The following is a 15,910-nucleotide window of genomic DNA, read 5'->3' on the forward strand; positions in this document are numbered from 1 at the left end:
ACGTGCACCGCACCTTGATGAACGCCAAGATCCACCGGGCCACCGTCACCCAGGCCGACCTGCACTACGTCGGCTCGCTGACCATCGACGCGGACCTGATGGCCGCCGCGGACATCGTCGAAGGCGAACGGGTCCAGGTCGTCGACATCACCAACGGCGCCCGGCTGGAGACCTACGCCATCACCGGCGAGCCGGGCACCGGCGTCATCGGCGTCAACGGCGCGGCCGCGCACCTCGTGCACCACGGCGACCTCGTCATCATCATCACCTACGCCCAGGTCGACGAGGTCGAGCGCGCCGGGCACCGGCCGCGCGTGGTGCACGTGGACGCGGACAACCGCCAGGTCCACCTGGGACACGACCCCGCCGAGCCGGTTCCAGGCGCGGAAGCCCAGCTCTCGGGCCGGAGCTGACGTGCGTGGGGGTGGACACAGGACGGTTGCGGTGGTTGCTTTTGGCAGGCTGCCCTAAATAAGGTGTGCCTATCCTAAAGTCTGGCGAGAGGTTCTCATGTCCGTGTTTCAAGGTGCCGGGCTCAGCCGGCGTGGTTTCCTGATCGGGACGGGTGGCCTCGCGGCGACCGTGGTCCTCACCGCGTGTGGCAGCAGCGACGACCAGGCCGCCCCGGCGTCCTCGGGCCCCTGGGAGTTCACCGACGACCGCGGGCAGAAGGCGTCGCGCGACCAGCGTCCGGCCCGGGTCGTGGCCTACGTCAGCTCCGCCGCCGCGCTGTGGGACTACGGCGTCCGCCCGGCCGGCGTGTTCGGCCCGCAGAAGACGGCCGACGGCGGCAAGGAGATCCAGGCCGGCAACATCGACCTGAACGCCGTGACGTCGATCGGCAACGCGTGGGACGACTTCAGCATGGAGAAGTTCGCCGCGACCAAGCCGGACCTGGTGATCACCGGCCTCACCGGCGCCAAGCCGACCGACCTGTGGGTGCTCAAGGACGACCTCGGCCCCAAGGTGCAGGCGATCGCGCCGATCATCGCGCTCTCGGAGTACAAGGTCACGCTGCCGAAGGTGATCGAGCGCTACGAGCAGCTCGCGGTGGCGCTGGGCGGCGACGCGAACTCCGACGCCATCAAGAAGGGCAAGGACGACTTCCGGAAGGCGTCCGACGACCTGAAAGCCGCGATCAAGGCCAAGCCCGGCCTCAAGGTGCTCGTGGTGTCGAGCGACAAGGACAACCTGTACGTCTGCAAGCCGGAGTTCTTCGCCGACCTGGCGTACTACCGCGACCTGGGCCTGGACATCATCAACGGCGCCGGCACGGACGACTACTTCGAGACCCTCAGCTGGGAGCAGGCCGGCAAGTACCCGGCCGACCTGATCCTGACCGACAGCCGCACGTACGCGCTGTCACGCCCGCAGCTGGCGGCGATCCCGACGTGGGCGCAGCTGCCGGCGGTCAAGGCGAACCAGCTCGCCGACTGGTCGACCGAACCCCGGTTCAACCCGGTGCTCGCGGCCCCGGTCATCCAGAAGCTGACCGAGGTCGTCAAGGGCGCCCGCACGGACATCACCGCCTGAGGAGGCCTGGCATGACCAACCCGTTCGAAGACCCGTCCGGTACGTACCTGGTGCTGGTGAACGCCGAGAACCAGCACAGCCTGTGGCCGGAGTTCGTGGACGTCCCGGCCGGCTGGACGGTCGCGTTCGGCCCGTCGGGGCGTCAGGAGTGCCTGGACCACGTGGAAGCGAACTGGACGGACATGCGGCCCAAGTCCCTGGCCGACGCCATGGACAACTGACCTTCTCCGAGAAAAGCGCCGGGAGCTCACTCGCTCCCGGCGCTTTTCGCATGTCCGGCTCGGGGAGCGGGTCATGAGGGGCACCCTCATGGACTTAAAAGCCAGGGCTCCGGCAAAGTCGCCGCCGCGCGCGGAGTCGGGTGTCGCGAATGAGTCATTGGGGGCGCCGGAGGTCCCGAATGAGTCATTGGGGACGTTTGGCGGGGGTTGGCGACGTCATGAACGACTCTTTCCTGTCGTCCAGCGACATGAACGACCCTTTCCTGACGTCTTGTGGCAGGGCTCCGGCAAAGTCGTCACGGTTCGGGGCGCCTGTAGTGCGCCAAAGGTCTTGAATGACTCATTCAGGACGCCACCGCGTCCGCCGATGCCGCCGGAAGACCGCCGAGCAGGACCCGGCCACCGACTTGCTGGAGCCCTGGACTTAAAAGCGATGAGGGTGCCCCTCATGGATCAGGCGCGCTGGCCGGACCAGGCCGCCCACAGCTTCGCGTACTGACCGCCGGCCGCCACCAGCTCGTCGTGCGTGCCGGACTCGACCACCGCGCCCGCGTCGAGGACCACGATCCGGTCGGACGCCGCCGCCTGGGTCAGGCGGTGGGCCACCACCAACGCCGTCCGTCCTTCCAACGCTGCCGCGGCCGCTGCCTCGAGGACCCGCGAACCCGCGCTGCCCGCCTCCGCCGTCGCCTCGTCGAGGATCGCGATCGGCGGGTCGGCCAGCACCAGCCGGACCAGCGCCAGCTGCTGCGCCTGGGTCACCGTCAGCTGGTGGCCACCTTCGCCGACCACCGTGGCGAGCCCGGACGGCAGACTGTCCACCCAGGACAGTGCGCCCACCTTCGCCAGCGCCGCCCGCAGGTCCGCGTCCGACGCCGACGGGCACGCGAGGCGGAGGTCTTCGGCCAGCGGTCCGGCGAAGACGTGGACCTCCTGGCTGATCAGCGCGACGGTCCGGCGCGTCGCCTCCGGGCCGAGTTCTTCCAGCGCCACTCCGCCGAGCGTCACCGAACCCGAAGAGGGCCGGTGGATTCCGGCGATCAGCTTGGCCAGCGTCGTCTTCCCGGCCCCGCTCGCGCCGACCAGTGCCACCCGTTCCCCGGCCGCGACGCCGAGGTCGACGTCGCGCAGCACCGGGTGACCGTCCACATAGGAGTAACCGGCCGCCGCCGTCTTCACCGACGCGTCCACCGGCCGCGCCGGCTGCGAAGGCGACTCCTCGGCGGGCAGGTCCGCGACGCCGATCAGCCGCGCCAGACCGGCCGCGGCCGCTTGCGCGTCGTCGACCAGGGCCAGTGCCGTCGTGATCGGCCCGAACAGGCTGTGGAAGTACAGCGCCGCGGCGGTCGCCACGCCGACCGTCACCGCGTCCGCCCCGACCAGCAGGAACCCCACCGCCAGCACGGCCGACAGCCCGACGAACTCCGCCAGGTTGAGCCGCGCGTAGAACCGCGTCACCAGCCGGATCCCGCGCAGCGCCAGGTCGACGGCCGTGTCGGACCGCGTCCGCACCCGGTCCAAGTGCGTGTCCGCGAGCCGGAACGCCCGAACGGTCTTCGCGCCGCCGATGGTGTCCAGCAGCTGCTGTTGCTGCGCGCCGACGGCCTCGCGCTGGCTCGCGTACAGCGGCTTCGCGCGCGGCACGTACCACCGCACGGTCCACAGCTGGATCGGCACGGCGACCAGTGCGGCCAGCAAGAACCGCCAGTCCAGCACGGCCAGCGCGCCGAGGGTCAGCACGACCGTCAGCACCGAGCGGCCCAGCTCGGGCAGCGCCTGCCGGACGCCTTCCGCGACGACCGAGACGTCGTTCGTCACGCGGGTGGTGAGGTCGCCGGACCCGGCGCGCTCGAGCTGGTCGAGCGGCAGCCCGAGTGCCCGCTCGACGAAGCGTTCGCGCAGCTCGGCCAGGATCGTCTCGCCCAGCCGCGCGACCAGCGACACGCCGATCGCGGTCGCGATCGCCTGGCCCACCGCGACGAGGACCAGCGCGACGACCGGCGTGAGCAGCTCGGCCGCCGGCCGCCGCGTCGCGACGAGGTCGACGACCCGGCCGAGCAGCGGCGCGGTGAACAGCCCGATCGCGGTGGCCGCGACCAGCATCGTGAACGCGGCCGCGGCGCGGCCCTTCGACCGGCCGACGAGCTCGCCGACGGCGGCGCGGATCCGGCGGCCGTCGGCCACGGGGAGGAGTTCACGGGTCATGACAGCACCGCCGCCCGGTAGTCGGCGCGACCGGCCAGCTCGGCGTGGCTGCCTTCGCCCGCGATCCGCCCGTCGTCGAGGAGGACGACGCGGTCGGTCGCGGCGAGCAGCGCCGGGCTGGTGGTCACGAGGATGGTCGTGCGGCCGCGCCGCAGTTCGGCCAGGCCCGCGGCGATGCGGGCCTCGGTGACGGTGTCGACGGCGGTCGTCGGGTCGTGCAGGACGAGCACCGGCGCGTCGACGGCGAGCGCGCGGGCGAGCGCGACCCGCTGGCGCTGCCCACCCGAGAGCGACCGCCCGCGTTCGGTGACTTCGGTCGCGACGCCGTCGGGCAGCGCGCCGGCCACCTCGTCGACGGCGGCCGCGGTCATCGCTTCTTCGGTGAGCGGCCCGGTGGCGAAGTTCTCGGCGACGGTCCCGGCGAACAGGTCCGCGTCGTGCGCGGCCACCAGGACCACCTCGCGGACCCGGCTCGGGTCCACAGTGGACAGGTCGACCGCGTCGACCGACACCGAGCCGGTCGCGGGGTCGGCGGCGCGGCCGAGGCAGTCCAGGAGGTCGGTCGCGGCGGCCGGGTCGGTGGCGACGACGCCGAGCAGTTCGCCCGGGCGGACTTCGAAGTCGACGTCGCGCAGCGCGCCCCGGCTGAGCGCGGACAGCCGGACGTGACCCGCGGCCGGCATCGGGAGCGTCGCTTCGCCGGTGTCGACGGCGGGCGGCGCGTTCAGCACGTCGGCGATGCGTGCGGCCGACGCGCGGCCCTGGGCGAGTTCGCCGTTGACCCACGAGAAGATCGAGAACGGCGTGATCAGGTACTGCGCCAGGCCGACCGCGGCGACGAGGTCGCCGACGCTGATGTCGCCCGCCGCCGCGAGGTTCCCGCCGACGAGCGCGACGACGGCGATGAAGATGCCGGTCAGCGCGAGCAGCGCGCCGTTGTGCCAGGCCTGGGCGCGCGCGGCGCGCAGGGTGGCCTTGAGCGAGTCCTGGCTGGTGCGGCGGTAGCGGTCGACGGCGGCGCGTTCGGCGCCGACGCCCTTGAGCACGCGCAGCCCGGCGACGAGGTCGGTGGCGATGCCGGAGGCGAACGCGGATCGCTCCTGTTCGGCCTCGCTGCGGCGCTCGAGCGGCTTGCCGATCAGGTGCGCCAGGTACAGCATCGGCGGCGTGCCGAGCAGCACCAGCAGGCCGAGCGGGATGCTCATGGTCAGCAGCACGACGGCGCTGACCAGCAGGCCGGCCAGCCCGGCGACACCGAACGGCAGCACGCCGTTGACCTGGCCGACCCGCTTCGCGTCCGACGTCCCGATGCTGACGAGTTCGCCCGCGAGGTTGCCGGCTTCGGCGCCGCCGCCGGGGTGCAGCACCCGGCGTCCGACGTCGAGGCGCAGGTCGTGGGCGGCGCGTTCGGCGGCGCGCTCACCGAAGCGGGCGCCGAGGCGGTAGCTGGTCGACAGCGCGGCGAACAGCACGCCCAGCACCACCAGCCAGAAGATCAGCGTGCCCGCCGAGCCACCCGCGACGGCCTGGTCGATCACCACCCCGATCACCACCGGCACCAGCGCTTCGCCGCCCTGGTGGCACGCCGTCAGCAGCGCCGCGAGGCTCACTGATCGTCGTTGCCCGGTGATCGAACGGCGGAGGACTTCCCGTCCGGTCGTGCTCACCCGCGCCTCCCTGTCCCCGTCGTGGATAGGTAAGGCTAGTCTAAGTAAAGAAGTTACGGGAATACGGTCGGCTTCGTCTCATTTCCGTCGGTCGCCGGTTCTCCGAAGCGGGCCAGCGCGAGCGCGGCGGCCACCGCGAGGGCGAACCCGGCGATCGCGACGACGGCGAACCCGGGCCGGGTCCGGTCGCCGAGGACGACCACCCCGACCAGCGACGGGAAGACGGTCTCGCCGAGCACCATCATCGCGGTGCTCGTGGTGACGCTGCCGCGTTGCAACGCCGTCGCGTAGAACAGCATCGCCATCCCGCCCGCCACGGCGACGGTGTAGGTGGCCGGGTCGGTGAGCAGGTCCAGCGGGGCGAGGCTGGGGATGATGCGGCCGGCGATGGCGACGACGCCGAAGCTGAGGCCGGCGACGAGCCCGAGCGCCGGCGTCCTGATGTGCCGGCTCGCCTTGCCGGCTGCGATTCCGGCGCCGGCCAGCACGACGACCGCGCCGATCAACCCGAGCCGGAAGCCGAGCCCGACCGGATCCGAGCCCTCGCTCTCGGCGGCCGCGCCGAGCAGCCCGAGCCCGGCGCACACGACGGCCACGGCCGTCCACTCCCGGGTGCCGAGCCGGACCCCGAGGAACCGGGCGGCGACGGCGGTCACGGCGAGGCTGGCGGCGAGCGCGGCCTGCACGACGAACAGCGGCAGGACGTGCAGGGCGGCGATCTGCGCGACGAACCCGAGGACGTCCAGCGAGAGGCCGACCACGAACTTCCACTGGCCGAGCACGCGGACGAGCAGCTTCGGGTCGACCCCGCCGGCGCCGGTGTCTTCGGTCGCCTGGGCGGCGACCGACTGCATCACCGAAGCCACGCCGTACGCGATCGCCGCGCCGAGGGCGCACAGAAGTCCCCACCACATGCCGATCACTCTATTTTGTCGGACCCGTGGGGTACGTTCCGGTCATGTCGAACACGAGTTCGAAGACGCGGCGCACCTGGCCGGCCCGGCTGGCGTGGGACGAGCTGCGCCTGCAGCTGGACTTCCTGCAGTTCCTCCGCGCGACGGCGGTGAACAAGCTGGCGGGCCTGCCGGTGGAGTCGGCCGCGGCCACGCCGTTCTCGACGTCGCCGCGGTTGAGCGCGCTGGGGGTGGTGAAGCACCTGACGGCGGTCGAGCGGTGGTGGCTGTCGATCGAGGCCGGGGGAGCGGACCTGCCGTCGCTGTGGGCGGGGTCGCCGGATCCGAGTTGGGACTTGTCGCCCGGCGACACCCCGGCCTCGGTGGTGGCGGTGTACAAGGCCGAGTGGGCGCGGTCGGAGAAGTCGTTGCGCCGGCTGGGCCCCGACGACCGGACGCGGCGGCGGTCGGAGTTCACGGTCCGGTGGGTGGTGGCGCACGTCGTGCAGGAGACGGCGCGGCACGTGGGGCACCTGGACCTGCTGCGGGAGCTGGCCGACGGGGAGGTGGGCGAGTGAGAAATTCGCGTGACACGCCCGGCTAACCTGGGTTCGTGGCCGTCGTTGCGGAGTACCGCCGATTTACCGGCCCCCTGGCCCTTCGCGGGTGCCAGCGGGGTTCCGGTGCCACGTCCGCGGCCGGCGCTGCCTGAACGGCATCGTCGTGCGGTGACCTGACTGCGCGCCGCCAAGAATCTCGCCCGGTGTCCGGGCCAGGGGGAGCAAGCACCCCACCCCGTTCACCCAGGAGGCCTTGTCATGCCCGAAACACTCACCCCCACCCAGCTCGCCCAGGACCTCGCGGTACGCGATCTCACCGATCCCGCGGCCGGTCCGCACGCCCTCCAGCTCGTCGTCGAGCGGGCCGTTGCCGCCACCACCGGACCGCGCACCGAAGTCCGGCGGTGGCCGGGCGATCGGATCGTCACCGTCGCCGACAACTACGACAACCTCGGCTACGCCGCCGCCGACGTCACCCGCGACGCGCGCTACACCCGCTACGTCGACGCCGGCCACGTGCTGCGCAGCCATTCCAGCGCCCTGGTCCCCGCCGCGCTGCGGGCGCTCGAAGCGTGCCCGGCCGACGACGTCCTGCTCGTCTGCCCCGGCATCGTCTACCGCCGCGACAGCATCGACCGGCTGCACACCGGCACCCCGCACCAGCTCGACCTCTGGCGGATCACGCGCACGACGAAGCCGGACCTCGACCGGCTCGTGGAAGGCCTCGTCACCACGCTCCTGCCGGGACGCCGGTGGCGGCTCGAACCCCGCCGTCACCCGTACACAGTGGACGGTGCGCAGCTCGACGTCCGCCACCACGGCGAGTGGATCGAGATCGCCGAGTGCGGCCTCGCCCACCCCGCCGTCCTTGCCCGCGCCGGCCTGACGAAAGACTGGTCCGGGCTCGCCCTCGGCATGGGGCTCGACCGGATGCTGATGCTGCTGAAGGACATCCCGGACATCCGCCTCCTGCGCTCACCGCACCCGGCCGTCGCCGCGCAGCTCACCGACCTCGCGCCGTACCGCCCGGTCTCGCCCCTGCCGCCGGTGCGCCGCGACCTCTCCATCGCCGTGGCGCACGATGACGGCGCCGAGGACCTCGGCGACCGTGTCCGCACCGCCCTCGGCGACGACGCCGACGTCGTCGAGTCGGTGGAGATCGTCCAGGAGACGCCGTGTGCGCAGCTGCCACCCCAGGCGCTGGCCCGGCTCGGCGCCACCGCGGACCAGAAGAACCTCCTGGTCCGGCTGGTGCTGCGCCCGCTGGCCACGACGCTGTCGGACCGCGAGGCGAACGTCCTGCGTGATCGCGCGTACGCCGCCTTGCACCAGGGGTCAGGCTCGCAACCCCCGAAGCGCGAGTGCGGCGAAGCGTCGTGAAGCAACAAGGCGGGCCGCCGGCGTCGGTGCCTGGATGCCGCTGTTGGCCATGATCACGAGGAACACGTCGTCCAGGACGACGTCGGGGCGCAGTGCACCCGCCTCCTGCGCGCGGCGGATCAGCGCCGCGATCGCCCGCGTCGCCCGGGCGCGGTCCGCGGTGAAGTCGATCGCGTGCGGGAACGTCGAGGTGAAGGCCGCGGTGAAGCCCCGGTCGCGAGCGTGCAGCTCGCAGAGCTTCTCGACCACCGAGGCGAATCCGCGCCACGGATCGGGGTCGGCGAGCCCCTCGTCGACGATGGCGTAGCACGCCCGCATCTGGTCCGTGAACGCCGCGGTGACCAGCAGTTCCTTGGTCGGGAACCGGCGGTACAGGGTGGCCGGCCCGACGCCGGCGCGCCGGGCGATCTCGCGCATCGGCACGTCCAGGCCGTCGGCGGCGAACACCGCGCGAGCCGCGTCGAGGATGCGGTCGCGGTTGTCGCGGGCGTCGGAGCGCAACGGGTGAGGCAAATGATCGGCCACGCTCTCACTTTAGCCAAGTGGACGCCGGTGTCCACTACCGTCGGGCCCATGAAAGCAGTTGCGGTGCAAGCGTTCGGCGGTCCCGACGGACTGGCGGTCATCGACGTCCCGGTCCCGGAGCCCGCCGAGGGGCAGGTGCTGATCGCCACCGAGGCGATCGGCGTGGGCGGTGTCGACGCCGTGATCCGCAGCGGCGCCCTCGCCGCTTACGGGTTCCGGGACGGGCACGTCCTCGGCGGCGAGATCGCGGGGACGGTGATCGCGACCGGGCCGGGCGTCGATCCGAAGTGGGCCGGACAGCGCGTGTGGGCCTTCACCGGCGTGGGTGGCGGTTACGCCGAGCAGGCGGTCGCCCCGGCCGAGACGCTCGTCCCGCTCCCGGCGGCGACGTCCGCGGTGGACGCGGTGACGCTCGGCAGCTCCGGCGCCGTGGCCCACTTCGGCCTCCGCCACGCCCACTTCGCGGCGGGAGAGTCGGTGCTGGTCCGCGGCGCTGCGGGCGGCCTCGGGATCATGACGGTCCAGCTGGCGGCCCGCGCCGGAGCCGCCGCGATCGCGGTCACGACGTCGTCGCCCGAGCGCGGCGACCGCCTGCGCGAGCTCGGCGCGACCCGCGTCCTCGACCGCGCCGGCGAGGGCACGGCGGACACCTACGACGTCGTCATCGACGTGATCGCCGGCCCGGAGCTGCCGTCGTTCTTCACCAAGCTGAACCCGAACGGGCGCCTGGTGGCGATCGGCGCCGTCGCCGGCGACCCACCGGCGGACTTCGGCAAGCAGCTGTTCACGGCCTTCCAGAAGTCGATGTCCTTCGCGACGTTCAGCGCGAACACCGTCCCGCAGGCCGACCGGAGCGCGGTGACCGCGGACCTGTTCGCCGCGGCGAACAGGGGAGAGCTGTCGCCGGTCGTGCACGACGTGCTGCCGCTGGAGCAAGCGGTACTGGCCCACCGGAAGATGCAGGCCGGTGAAGTGTTCGGCCGGCTGGTCCTCACACCGTCGAGGTCGTAGGACGAGGGCCCGTAGGGTGTGGCCATGGCAGATCGGCTCTACTTCCGGCAGCTGCTCGCCGGGCGGGACTTCGCCGTCGGCGACCCGGTCGCGACGCAGATGGTGAACTTCGCCTACCTCATCGGCGACCGGGACACCCGGGACGCGGTGATCGTCGACCCGGCCTACGCCGTGCAGGACCTGCTCGGGGTCCTCGAGGCCGACGGCATGCGGCTCACCGGGGTGCTCGCCACGCACCACCACCCCGACCACGTCGGCGGCGAAATGATGGGCTTCGACCTTCCGGGCATCGCCGAGCTGCTCGCCATCCAGCCGGTGCCGATCCACGTCAACGGCGCCGAAAGCGAGTGGGTCCGCCGCGTCACCGGGGTCTCCGACACCGACCTGCGCGCGCACGACCACGACGACGTCCTCGAGGTCGGGTCCGTCCCCATCCGGATGCTGCACACCCCCGGCCACACGCCCGGCAGCCAGTGCTTCCTCGTCGAGGACAAGCTCGTCTCCGGCGACACGCTCTTCCTCGAAGGCTGCGGCCGCACCGACTTCCCCGGCGGCGACGCCGAGGAGATCTACCGCAGCCTGCAGGCCCTCGCCGGCCTGCCCGGTGACCACGTCGTGTACCCCGGCCACCAGTACTCGGCCGAGCCGTCGGCCGCGCTGTCCGACGTCAAGCGCACCAACTTCGTCTACCGGCCGCGGTCGCTCGACGAATGGAAGGTCATGTTCGGCGGCTGATCAAGGCCGTTCCACGGGGTGATACACCGCGATTTCACGGACTGGGCACCGATTGACTTTGCCCGCCCGGGGCTCGACTGTCGGGATCACGCAAACCCGAACATCCCCGTCCCCGGGAGAAATCCGTGTCGATTTCCACCACGGGCGTGCTTCCGCGTGCCCGGAACCGTGCCGAAGGGCCGCCGCGCCGCGCCGTGCGACGCCCCGACCTCCGGCGCTGGATCAGCCCGGTGGTGCTCGTCGCCGCCTGGCAGATCGCCAGCTCGACCGGCGTCCTGCCGCCCGACAAGCTCAGTTCACCGTGGACGGTCGTGCAGGCCGGCGTCGAAGTCGCGCGCAGCGGCGAACTCGGGACCGCGTTCGCGGTGTCGCTCGGGCGCGTCGGCGCCGGGTTCGCGATCGGCCTGATCGTCGGCGTGGTGCTGGGCATCGTCTCCGGGCTGTCCCGGTGGGGCGAGGCGCTGGTCGACCCGCCCGTGCAGATGCTGCGCACCCTGCCGTTCCTCGGCCTGATCCCGCTGTTCATCCTGTGGTTCGGCATCGGCGAGGAAACGAAGATCGTGCTGGTCGCGCTCGGCGTGGCCTTCCCGCTTTACCTGAACGTCCACTCGGGAATCCGCAGCGCCGACCCGAACCTCGTCGAAGCGTCGCGGGCCCTCGGGTTCAGCCGCGCGGAACGGCTCTGGCACGTCATCCTTCCCGGTGCGCTGCCGCAGGCGCTCGTCGGGCTGCGGCAGTCGCTCGGTCTCGCGTGGCTCGCGCTGATCGTCGGCGAGACGGTCAACGCCGACGCCGGCGTCGGCTACCTCATCAACAACGCGCGGGAGTTCTTGCGCACCGACGTCGTGGTCGTCGGCCTCGTCCTGTACGCCCTGCTCGGCCTGGTCACCGACGCGCTGGTCCGGCTGCTCGAACGGAAGGCCCTGCGGTGGCGAACCCGGTAGCCGAGGTCCGGGACCTCACGAAGAAGTTCGGAGACCGGACCGTCCTCAGTGGACTCGATCTGACCGTCGAGCGCGGCGAATTCGTCGCCTTGCTGGGGCGCAGCGGCTCCGGCAAGTCGACCCTCCTGCGCGTGCTGGCCGGCCTCGACGACGACGTGGCAGGACGCGCGGAGGTGACCGGCACGGTCTCGGTCGCCTTCCAGCAACCGCGGCTGCTGCCGTGGCGGAAGGTCTGGCGCAACGTCGTCCTCGGCCTGCGCCAGGACGGCGTCGCGAAGTCCCGCAACCGCGCGCTGGCCGAGAAGGCGCTCGGCGAGGTCCACCTGGCCGACCACGCCGACGACTGGCCACTGACGCTCTCCGGCGGTGAGGCACAGCGCGTGTCACTGGCCCGCGCCCTGGTCCGCGAACCCGATCTGCTGCTGCTCGACGAGCCGTTCGGCGCGCTCGACGCCCTCACGCGGATCGCGATGCACGGACTCGTGCAAGACCTCTGGCGACGCCACCAGCCGGGCGTGCTGCTGGTGACCCACGACGTCGACGAGGCCCTCCGGCTCGCCGGCCGGGTCCTGGTGCTCGACGGCGGCCGCATCGTGGCCGAGCACCGGCCGCGCGAAGCCGACCACGACGAACTTCGCCGGCGCGTGCTGGCGGACCTGGGAGTGACCGAAGATGCAGTGGCGTAAGGGAATCGCCGTCGTCGCGACGGCGCTGGTACTGGCCGGGTGCGGCTCGGCCGCCGGCGACGGCCAAGCGGCCGTGCCGGGCCCGGTGAGCGCGGCGGACCTGGCGAAGGTGACGCTCAAGGTCGGCGACCAGAAGGGCGGCGTCAAGTCGCTGCTCACCGCCGCGGGCCTGCTGGACGGCACGCCGTACAAGATCGAATGGGCGACGTTCACCTCGGGGCCGCCGCTGCTCGAAGCCGCGTCGGCCGGGGCGATCGACACCGGCCGCGTCGGCAACACGCCGCCGATCTTCGCGGCCGCCGCGAAGGCGAAGATCAAGGTGATCAGCGTTTCGCGCAGCAACGTCGAGCGGGAGGCCGTCCTCGTCCCGCCCGGCTCGCCGCTGCAGAACGTCGCCGCGCTGAAGGGCAAGACGATCGGCGTCGCCAAGGGCACGTCGGCCCACGGCCAGCTGTTGAACACGCTGCACAACAACGGATTGTCCACAAAGGACGTGAAGCTGAACTTCCTGCAGCCGTCCGAGGCCTACGCCGCGTTCACCCAGCACACGATCGACGCCTGGGCGATCTGGGACCCGTACACCGCGCAGGCCCAGCTCGAAGCGCACGCCCGCGTGCTGGCCGACGGCCGCGGCGCCTCGAACGGCCTCGGCTTCCTGACCGCGAGCACCGCGGCGCTGGCCGACCCCGGCCGGAACTCGGCGCTGCGCGACTTCGCCGTCCGGGTCGTCAAGGCGCAGAAGTGGGCCGACACCCACCGGACGCAGTGGGGGCAGGCGTGGGCGAAGGAGACCGGGCTGAAGCCGGAGGTGGCGCAGAAGGCCGTCGACGCCGGGCGTGACCTGCCGATCCCGCTGGACGACTCCGTGGTGGCCTCGGAACAGCAGCTCGCGGACGCCTTCACCGAGGAGAAGACTCTGCCGGGCAAGGTGGACTTCGCCGCGTTCGCCGACCGGCGGTTCGCCCCCGACCTGGATCAGGCGAGGAGCAACGGATGAGCATCAGCCTGCACTGGTTCCTGCCCACCAGCGGCGACGGCCGCACGATCGTCGAACGCTTCCACGCCAACCGGTCCCAGGGTCCGTCGGCGCAGCGGGAACCCGACCTGGACTACCTGGCCCAGGTGGCCCGCGCCGCCGAGCGCCAGGGCTTCGAAGGCGTCCTGACCCCGACCGGCACGTGGTGCGAGGACGCGTGGCTGACCACGGCCGCGCTGATCCGCGAGACGACCCGGCTGAAGTTCCTGGTCGCGTTCCGCCCGGGCGTCATCTCGCCGACGCTCGCCGCGCAGATGGCCGGCACCTTCCAGCGGCTGTCGGAGGGCCGCGTGCTGCTCAACATCGTCACCGGCGGCGACGCGGTGGAGCAGCGGCGCTTCGGCGACTGGCACGACCACGACGCCCGGTACGCGCGCACCGACGAGTTCCTCACCATCGTCCGCGGCGTCTGGTCCGGGCAGCCGTTCACCTTCGAAGGCGAGCACTTGCGCGTCGAAGGCGCGACGACGCTGGCCGCCCCGGATCCGGTGCCGCCGATCTACTTCGGCGGGTCGTCGCCGGCCGCGCTGCCGGTCGCGGCCCGGCACGCCGACGTCTACCTGACCTGGGGCGAGCCGCCCGCGCAGGTGGCCGAGAAGATCGGCAAGGTCCGCGAGCTGGCCGGCGACCGGCCGGTCCGGTTCGGGGTCCGGCTGCACACGATCTCTCGCGATACGTCGGCCGAAGCGTGGGCGGAGGCGCAGAAACTCCTGGACGCGCTGAGCCCGGAGCAGGTCGCCAAGGCACAGGCCCAGCTCGCCGCGAGCGAGTCGATCGGGCAGCAGCGGATGGTCGCCCTGCACGGCGGCCGCACCGACGGCGGCGTCCGCGGGCTGGAGATCCACCCGAACCTGTGGGCCGGGGTCGGCCTGGTCCGCGGCGGCGCGGGGACCGCGCTGGTGGGCAGTCATCACGAGGTCGCCGACCTGATCGAGGAGTACCACAGCGTCGGGGTGAGCGAGTTCGTGTTGTCGGGCTATCCGCACCTCGAAGAGGCGTACTGGTTCGGCGACGGCGTCCGGCCCGAACTGGCGCGGCGCGGGCTGCTCAAGGAGTACTAACCCCAGCGGGTCGAGGCGTAGACGACGATGTTGTCCCGATAGGACCGTTTCGCCGCGTCGAAGCTGCCGCCGCAAGTGATCAGCCGCAACGCGCTGCCCGGTGCGGGACCGTACACCGCGTCGGTCGGGAAGGCGTTCTTCGGGTAGCGCTGGACGGTGTCCACGACGAACCGGGTCTCCTGGCCGTCGGAGCGCGCGACGAACACTTGGTCGCCGTCGCGCAGGTCGCGCAGCCGGAAGAACGGCGCCGGCCCGGACCGGGAGTCGACGTGCGCGGCGATCACCGCCGGCCCGGCGTCTCCCGGTACCGGGCCGGCGGCGTACCAGCCGACGTCTCCGAACTTCGCGGGGGCTTCGAGCTCGTGGTCGGCGCCCAGCCCGAGCGGGACCAGTGCGGGCGCGTCCACGCCGATGGCGGGGATCCGCAGCCGCACCGGGCGGACGTCGGCCGCCGCGGGCAGCGGCTGCGGCCCCCTCGCCATCGGTGTCGCCGGAACCGAGGACGGCGGGGAAGCCGCGGGCCGGGCCGGAGCCGGCGCCGCCGAGCAGCCCGCGGTCACGAGGACCGCGACGAGCAGGGCGCCGAAGTCAGCGCGCACGAGCCAGCCGGCGCCCGACCACGAACGCCGCCAGCAGCCCGGCCGCCGCGAACGCCGGCCAGAGCGGGATGCCCGGCGACGGCGCCGTGCCGCCGCCCCCGGTCTCGACCCCGAGCTTCGGCGGCTCGGGCAGCGACCCGCCGTCGGAGATCGGGTTCGCCTTGAGCGCCCCGGAGTTCTCGGTGATCAGCAGCGTCGTCGACGTCCCGGCCTTGACGTCGACGTCGGCGGTCGACTGCACCGTGCCGCCGGTGAGCTGCAGCGGCCAGCGTCCTTCCGGGACGTCCACATAGGACGACGTCTGGCCGTAGGCCGCGTCTTTGGCGATCGAGACGCCGGTCGGGCCCGCGACGCTCACCGGCGCGATGGCCGCCGAGCCTTCGACCACCCGGACCCGGCCCTTGCCGGCGGCCGGCGCGGCGAGGTCGTCGGTGACGAGGTCGCCCTTGAGCGTGCCGTCCGGGCCGTTCGCGAAGACCAGCAGCGAGTAGGCGCTGCGCTCGGCGACGTCGATGGTCGCCGACAGCGCGGGCGGGGTCTCGGCCGCGGCGTCGGCGGGCCGCATCGACAGCGTGTACTTGCCGGGGTCGAGCGACGAGTACGGCGTCACCGCGCCGTAGCCGGCCTTGCGGATGACGACCTTCTCGGCCTGGCCGAACGGCGCGAAGTAGATGTCCACCGGCGGCACCTTGGGGGAGAGGTGACCGACCCGGATCCAGCCGACGCCCGGGCCAGGGGCGGTCGCCGCCTCGGCCGTCACCGGCGTCAGCGCGACGAGCAGGAGGGCCGCGGCGGTCAGCCCGCCGGGTCTGAGCAGGAGCTGGGGGAGAGTGCGCATCGGAGGGCCTTTCGCG

17 protein-coding genes are annotated in these 15,910 nt (G+C 72.5%); 11 read left to right on the forward strand and 6 right to left on the reverse strand.

Going from position 1 to position 15,910, the window contains the following annotated elements; translation table 11 throughout:
• Window positions 1–2 precede the first annotated feature (2 nt).
• The 3 genes from panD to AB0N03_RS32500 all read left to right on the forward strand — a co-directional run bounded on the left by panD (window position 3) and on the right by AB0N03_RS32500 (window position 1,754).
• Complete coding sequence (gene panD / locus AB0N03_RS32490; RefSeq protein ID WP_364379556.1) at window positions 3–413, forward strand: aspartate 1-decarboxylase; 411 nt, start codon at window positions 3–5, stop codon at window positions 411–413.
• 97 nt (window positions 414–510) lie between these two features.
• Window positions 511–1,533, forward strand: a complete 1,023-nt coding sequence (locus tag AB0N03_RS32495; protein ID WP_364379558.1) for an ABC transporter substrate-binding protein — start codon at window positions 511–513, stop codon at window positions 1,531–1,533.
• Between the two features lie 11 nt (window positions 1,534–1,544).
• Complete coding sequence (locus AB0N03_RS32500) at window positions 1,545–1,754, forward strand: MbtH family protein (RefSeq protein WP_364379561.1); 210 nt, start codon at window positions 1,545–1,547, stop codon at window positions 1,752–1,754.
• 453 nt (window positions 1,755–2,207) lie between these two features.
• Here AB0N03_RS32500 and AB0N03_RS32505 read toward each other — a convergent pair whose 3' ends face one another.
• The 3 genes from AB0N03_RS32505 to AB0N03_RS32515 are packed head-to-tail and all read right to left on the reverse strand — an operon-like array spanning window position 2,208 to window position 6,540.
• Window positions 2,208–3,959, reverse strand: a complete 1,752-nt coding sequence (locus tag AB0N03_RS32505) for an ABC transporter ATP-binding protein (RefSeq protein WP_364379564.1) — start codon at window positions 3,957–3,959, stop codon at window positions 2,208–2,210.
• Window positions 3,956–5,626 (reverse strand): ABC transporter ATP-binding protein, encoded by a 1,671-nt coding sequence (locus tag AB0N03_RS32510; protein WP_364379567.1) that lies wholly within the window; start codon window positions 5,624–5,626, stop codon window positions 3,956–3,958. Before AB0N03_RS32510 ends, AB0N03_RS32505 begins: the two co-directional genes overlap by 4 nt.
• 53 nt (window positions 5,627–5,679) lie before the next feature.
• The gene (locus AB0N03_RS32515) at window positions 5,680–6,540 is read right to left on the reverse strand and encodes a hypothetical protein (protein ID WP_364379570.1); all 861 of its coding nucleotides are present in this window, start codon (window positions 6,538–6,540) and stop codon (window positions 5,680–5,682) included.
• A gap of 44 nt (window positions 6,541–6,584) precedes the next feature.
• On the opposite strand from AB0N03_RS32515, the gene AB0N03_RS32520 reads away from it, so the two are divergent.
• Complete coding sequence (locus AB0N03_RS32520; protein WP_364379573.1) at window positions 6,585–7,097, forward strand: DinB family protein; 513 nt, start codon at window positions 6,585–6,587, stop codon at window positions 7,095–7,097.
• A 240-nt stretch (window positions 7,098–7,337) separates the two neighbouring features.
• Window positions 7,338–8,459 (forward strand): hypothetical protein, encoded by a 1,122-nt coding sequence (locus tag AB0N03_RS32525; protein WP_364379576.1) that lies wholly within the window; start codon window positions 7,338–7,340, stop codon window positions 8,457–8,459.
• Here AB0N03_RS32525 and AB0N03_RS32530 read toward each other — a convergent pair.
• Window positions 8,415–8,984 (reverse strand): helix-turn-helix domain-containing protein, encoded by a 570-nt coding sequence (locus AB0N03_RS32530; protein ID WP_364379578.1) that lies wholly within the window; start codon window positions 8,982–8,984, stop codon window positions 8,415–8,417. The two genes, AB0N03_RS32525 and AB0N03_RS32530, sit on opposite strands and share 45 nt — an antisense overlap.
• A gap of 48 nt (window positions 8,985–9,032) precedes the next feature.
• Between AB0N03_RS32530 and AB0N03_RS32535 the strand changes: the two genes are divergently transcribed.
• The 6 genes from AB0N03_RS32535 to AB0N03_RS32560 all read left to right on the forward strand — a co-directional run bounded on the left by AB0N03_RS32535 (window position 9,033) and on the right by AB0N03_RS32560 (window position 14,457).
• Complete coding sequence (locus AB0N03_RS32535; protein WP_364379581.1) at window positions 9,033–9,995, forward strand: zinc-binding dehydrogenase; 963 nt, start codon at window positions 9,033–9,035, stop codon at window positions 9,993–9,995.
• A 24-nt stretch (window positions 9,996–10,019) separates the two neighbouring features.
• A complete protein-coding gene (locus tag AB0N03_RS32540) occupies window positions 10,020–10,730 on the forward strand; it encodes an MBL fold metallo-hydrolase (protein ID WP_364379584.1) in 711 nt (236 codons plus the stop codon).
• 125 nt (window positions 10,731–10,855) lie between these two features.
• Window positions 10,856–11,674, forward strand: coding sequence for an ABC transporter permease (locus AB0N03_RS32545; protein WP_364379587.1), 819 nt, complete (start codon window positions 10,856–10,858; stop codon window positions 11,672–11,674).
• Window positions 11,659–12,360 carry an ABC transporter ATP-binding protein gene (locus AB0N03_RS32550; protein WP_364379590.1) on the forward strand — a complete coding sequence of 234 codons (702 nt, stop codon included), beginning with the start codon at window positions 11,659–11,661 and terminating at the stop codon, window positions 12,358–12,360. The genes AB0N03_RS32545 and AB0N03_RS32550 overlap by 16 nt, the downstream gene beginning before the upstream one ends.
• On the forward strand, window positions 12,347–13,357 hold the full coding sequence (locus AB0N03_RS32555; RefSeq protein WP_364379592.1) for an ABC transporter substrate-binding protein: 1,011 nt from the start codon (window positions 12,347–12,349) through the stop codon (window positions 13,355–13,357). Before AB0N03_RS32550 ends, AB0N03_RS32555 begins: the two co-directional genes overlap by 14 nt.
• Complete coding sequence (locus AB0N03_RS32560) at window positions 13,354–14,457, forward strand: LLM class flavin-dependent oxidoreductase (RefSeq protein WP_364379595.1); 1,104 nt, start codon at window positions 13,354–13,356, stop codon at window positions 14,455–14,457. The genes AB0N03_RS32555 and AB0N03_RS32560 overlap by 4 nt, the downstream gene beginning before the upstream one ends.
• On the opposite strand, the gene AB0N03_RS32565 is transcribed toward AB0N03_RS32560, so the two are convergent.
• Both AB0N03_RS32565 and AB0N03_RS32570 read right to left on the reverse strand, forming a co-directional pair.
• Window positions 14,454–15,056 carry a class F sortase gene (locus AB0N03_RS32565; protein WP_364379598.1) on the reverse strand — a complete coding sequence of 201 codons (603 nt, stop codon included), beginning with the start codon at window positions 15,054–15,056 and terminating at the stop codon, window positions 14,454–14,456. The genes AB0N03_RS32560 and AB0N03_RS32565 overlap by 4 nt on opposite strands.
• On the reverse strand, window positions 15,046–15,894 hold the full coding sequence (locus AB0N03_RS32570; RefSeq protein ID WP_364379601.1) for a DUF4397 domain-containing protein: 849 nt from the start codon (window positions 15,892–15,894) through the stop codon (window positions 15,046–15,048). The genes AB0N03_RS32565 and AB0N03_RS32570 overlap by 11 nt, the downstream gene beginning before the upstream one ends.
• Window positions 15,895–15,910 lie beyond the last annotated feature (16 nt).

Origin of the sequence: Amycolatopsis sp. NPDC051061 (genome assembly GCF_040682935.1) — a bacterium.
Lineage (GTDB): Bacteria > Actinomycetota > Actinomycetes > Mycobacteriales > Pseudonocardiaceae > Amycolatopsis.

Excerpts from the sequence above, each read along its gene's own strand:
- AB0N03_RS32495 (WP_364379558.1), top strand. The coding sequence starts at position 511 with ATGTCCGTGTTTCAAGGTGCCGGGCTCAGCCGGCGTGGTTTCCTGATC.
- AB0N03_RS32500 (WP_364379561.1), top strand. The coding sequence starts at position 1,545 with ATGACCAACCCGTTCGAAGACCCGTCCGGTACGTACCTGGTGCTGGTG.
- AB0N03_RS32505 (WP_364379564.1), bottom strand. The coding sequence starts at position 3,959 with ATGACCCGTGAACTCCTCCCCGTGGCCGACGGCCGCCGGATCCGCGCC.
- AB0N03_RS32515 (WP_364379570.1), bottom strand. The coding sequence starts at position 6,540 with ATGTGGTGGGGACTTCTGTGCGCCCTCGGCGCGGCGATCGCGTACGGC.
- AB0N03_RS32520 (WP_364379573.1), top strand. The coding sequence starts at position 6,585 with ATGTCGAACACGAGTTCGAAGACGCGGCGCACCTGGCCGGCCCGGCTG.
- AB0N03_RS32525 (WP_364379576.1), top strand. The coding sequence starts at position 7,338 with ATGCCCGAAACACTCACCCCCACCCAGCTCGCCCAGGACCTCGCGGTA.
- AB0N03_RS32535 (WP_364379581.1), top strand. The coding sequence starts at position 9,033 with ATGAAAGCAGTTGCGGTGCAAGCGTTCGGCGGTCCCGACGGACTGGCG.
- AB0N03_RS32540 (WP_364379584.1), top strand. The coding sequence starts at position 10,020 with ATGGCAGATCGGCTCTACTTCCGGCAGCTGCTCGCCGGGCGGGACTTC.
- AB0N03_RS32555 (WP_364379592.1), top strand. The coding sequence starts at position 12,347 with ATGCAGTGGCGTAAGGGAATCGCCGTCGTCGCGACGGCGCTGGTACTG.
- AB0N03_RS32560 (WP_364379595.1), top strand. The coding sequence starts at position 13,354 with ATGAGCATCAGCCTGCACTGGTTCCTGCCCACCAGCGGCGACGGCCGC.
- AB0N03_RS32570 (WP_364379601.1), bottom strand. The coding sequence starts at position 15,894 with ATGCGCACTCTCCCCCAGCTCCTGCTCAGACCCGGCGGGCTGACCGCC.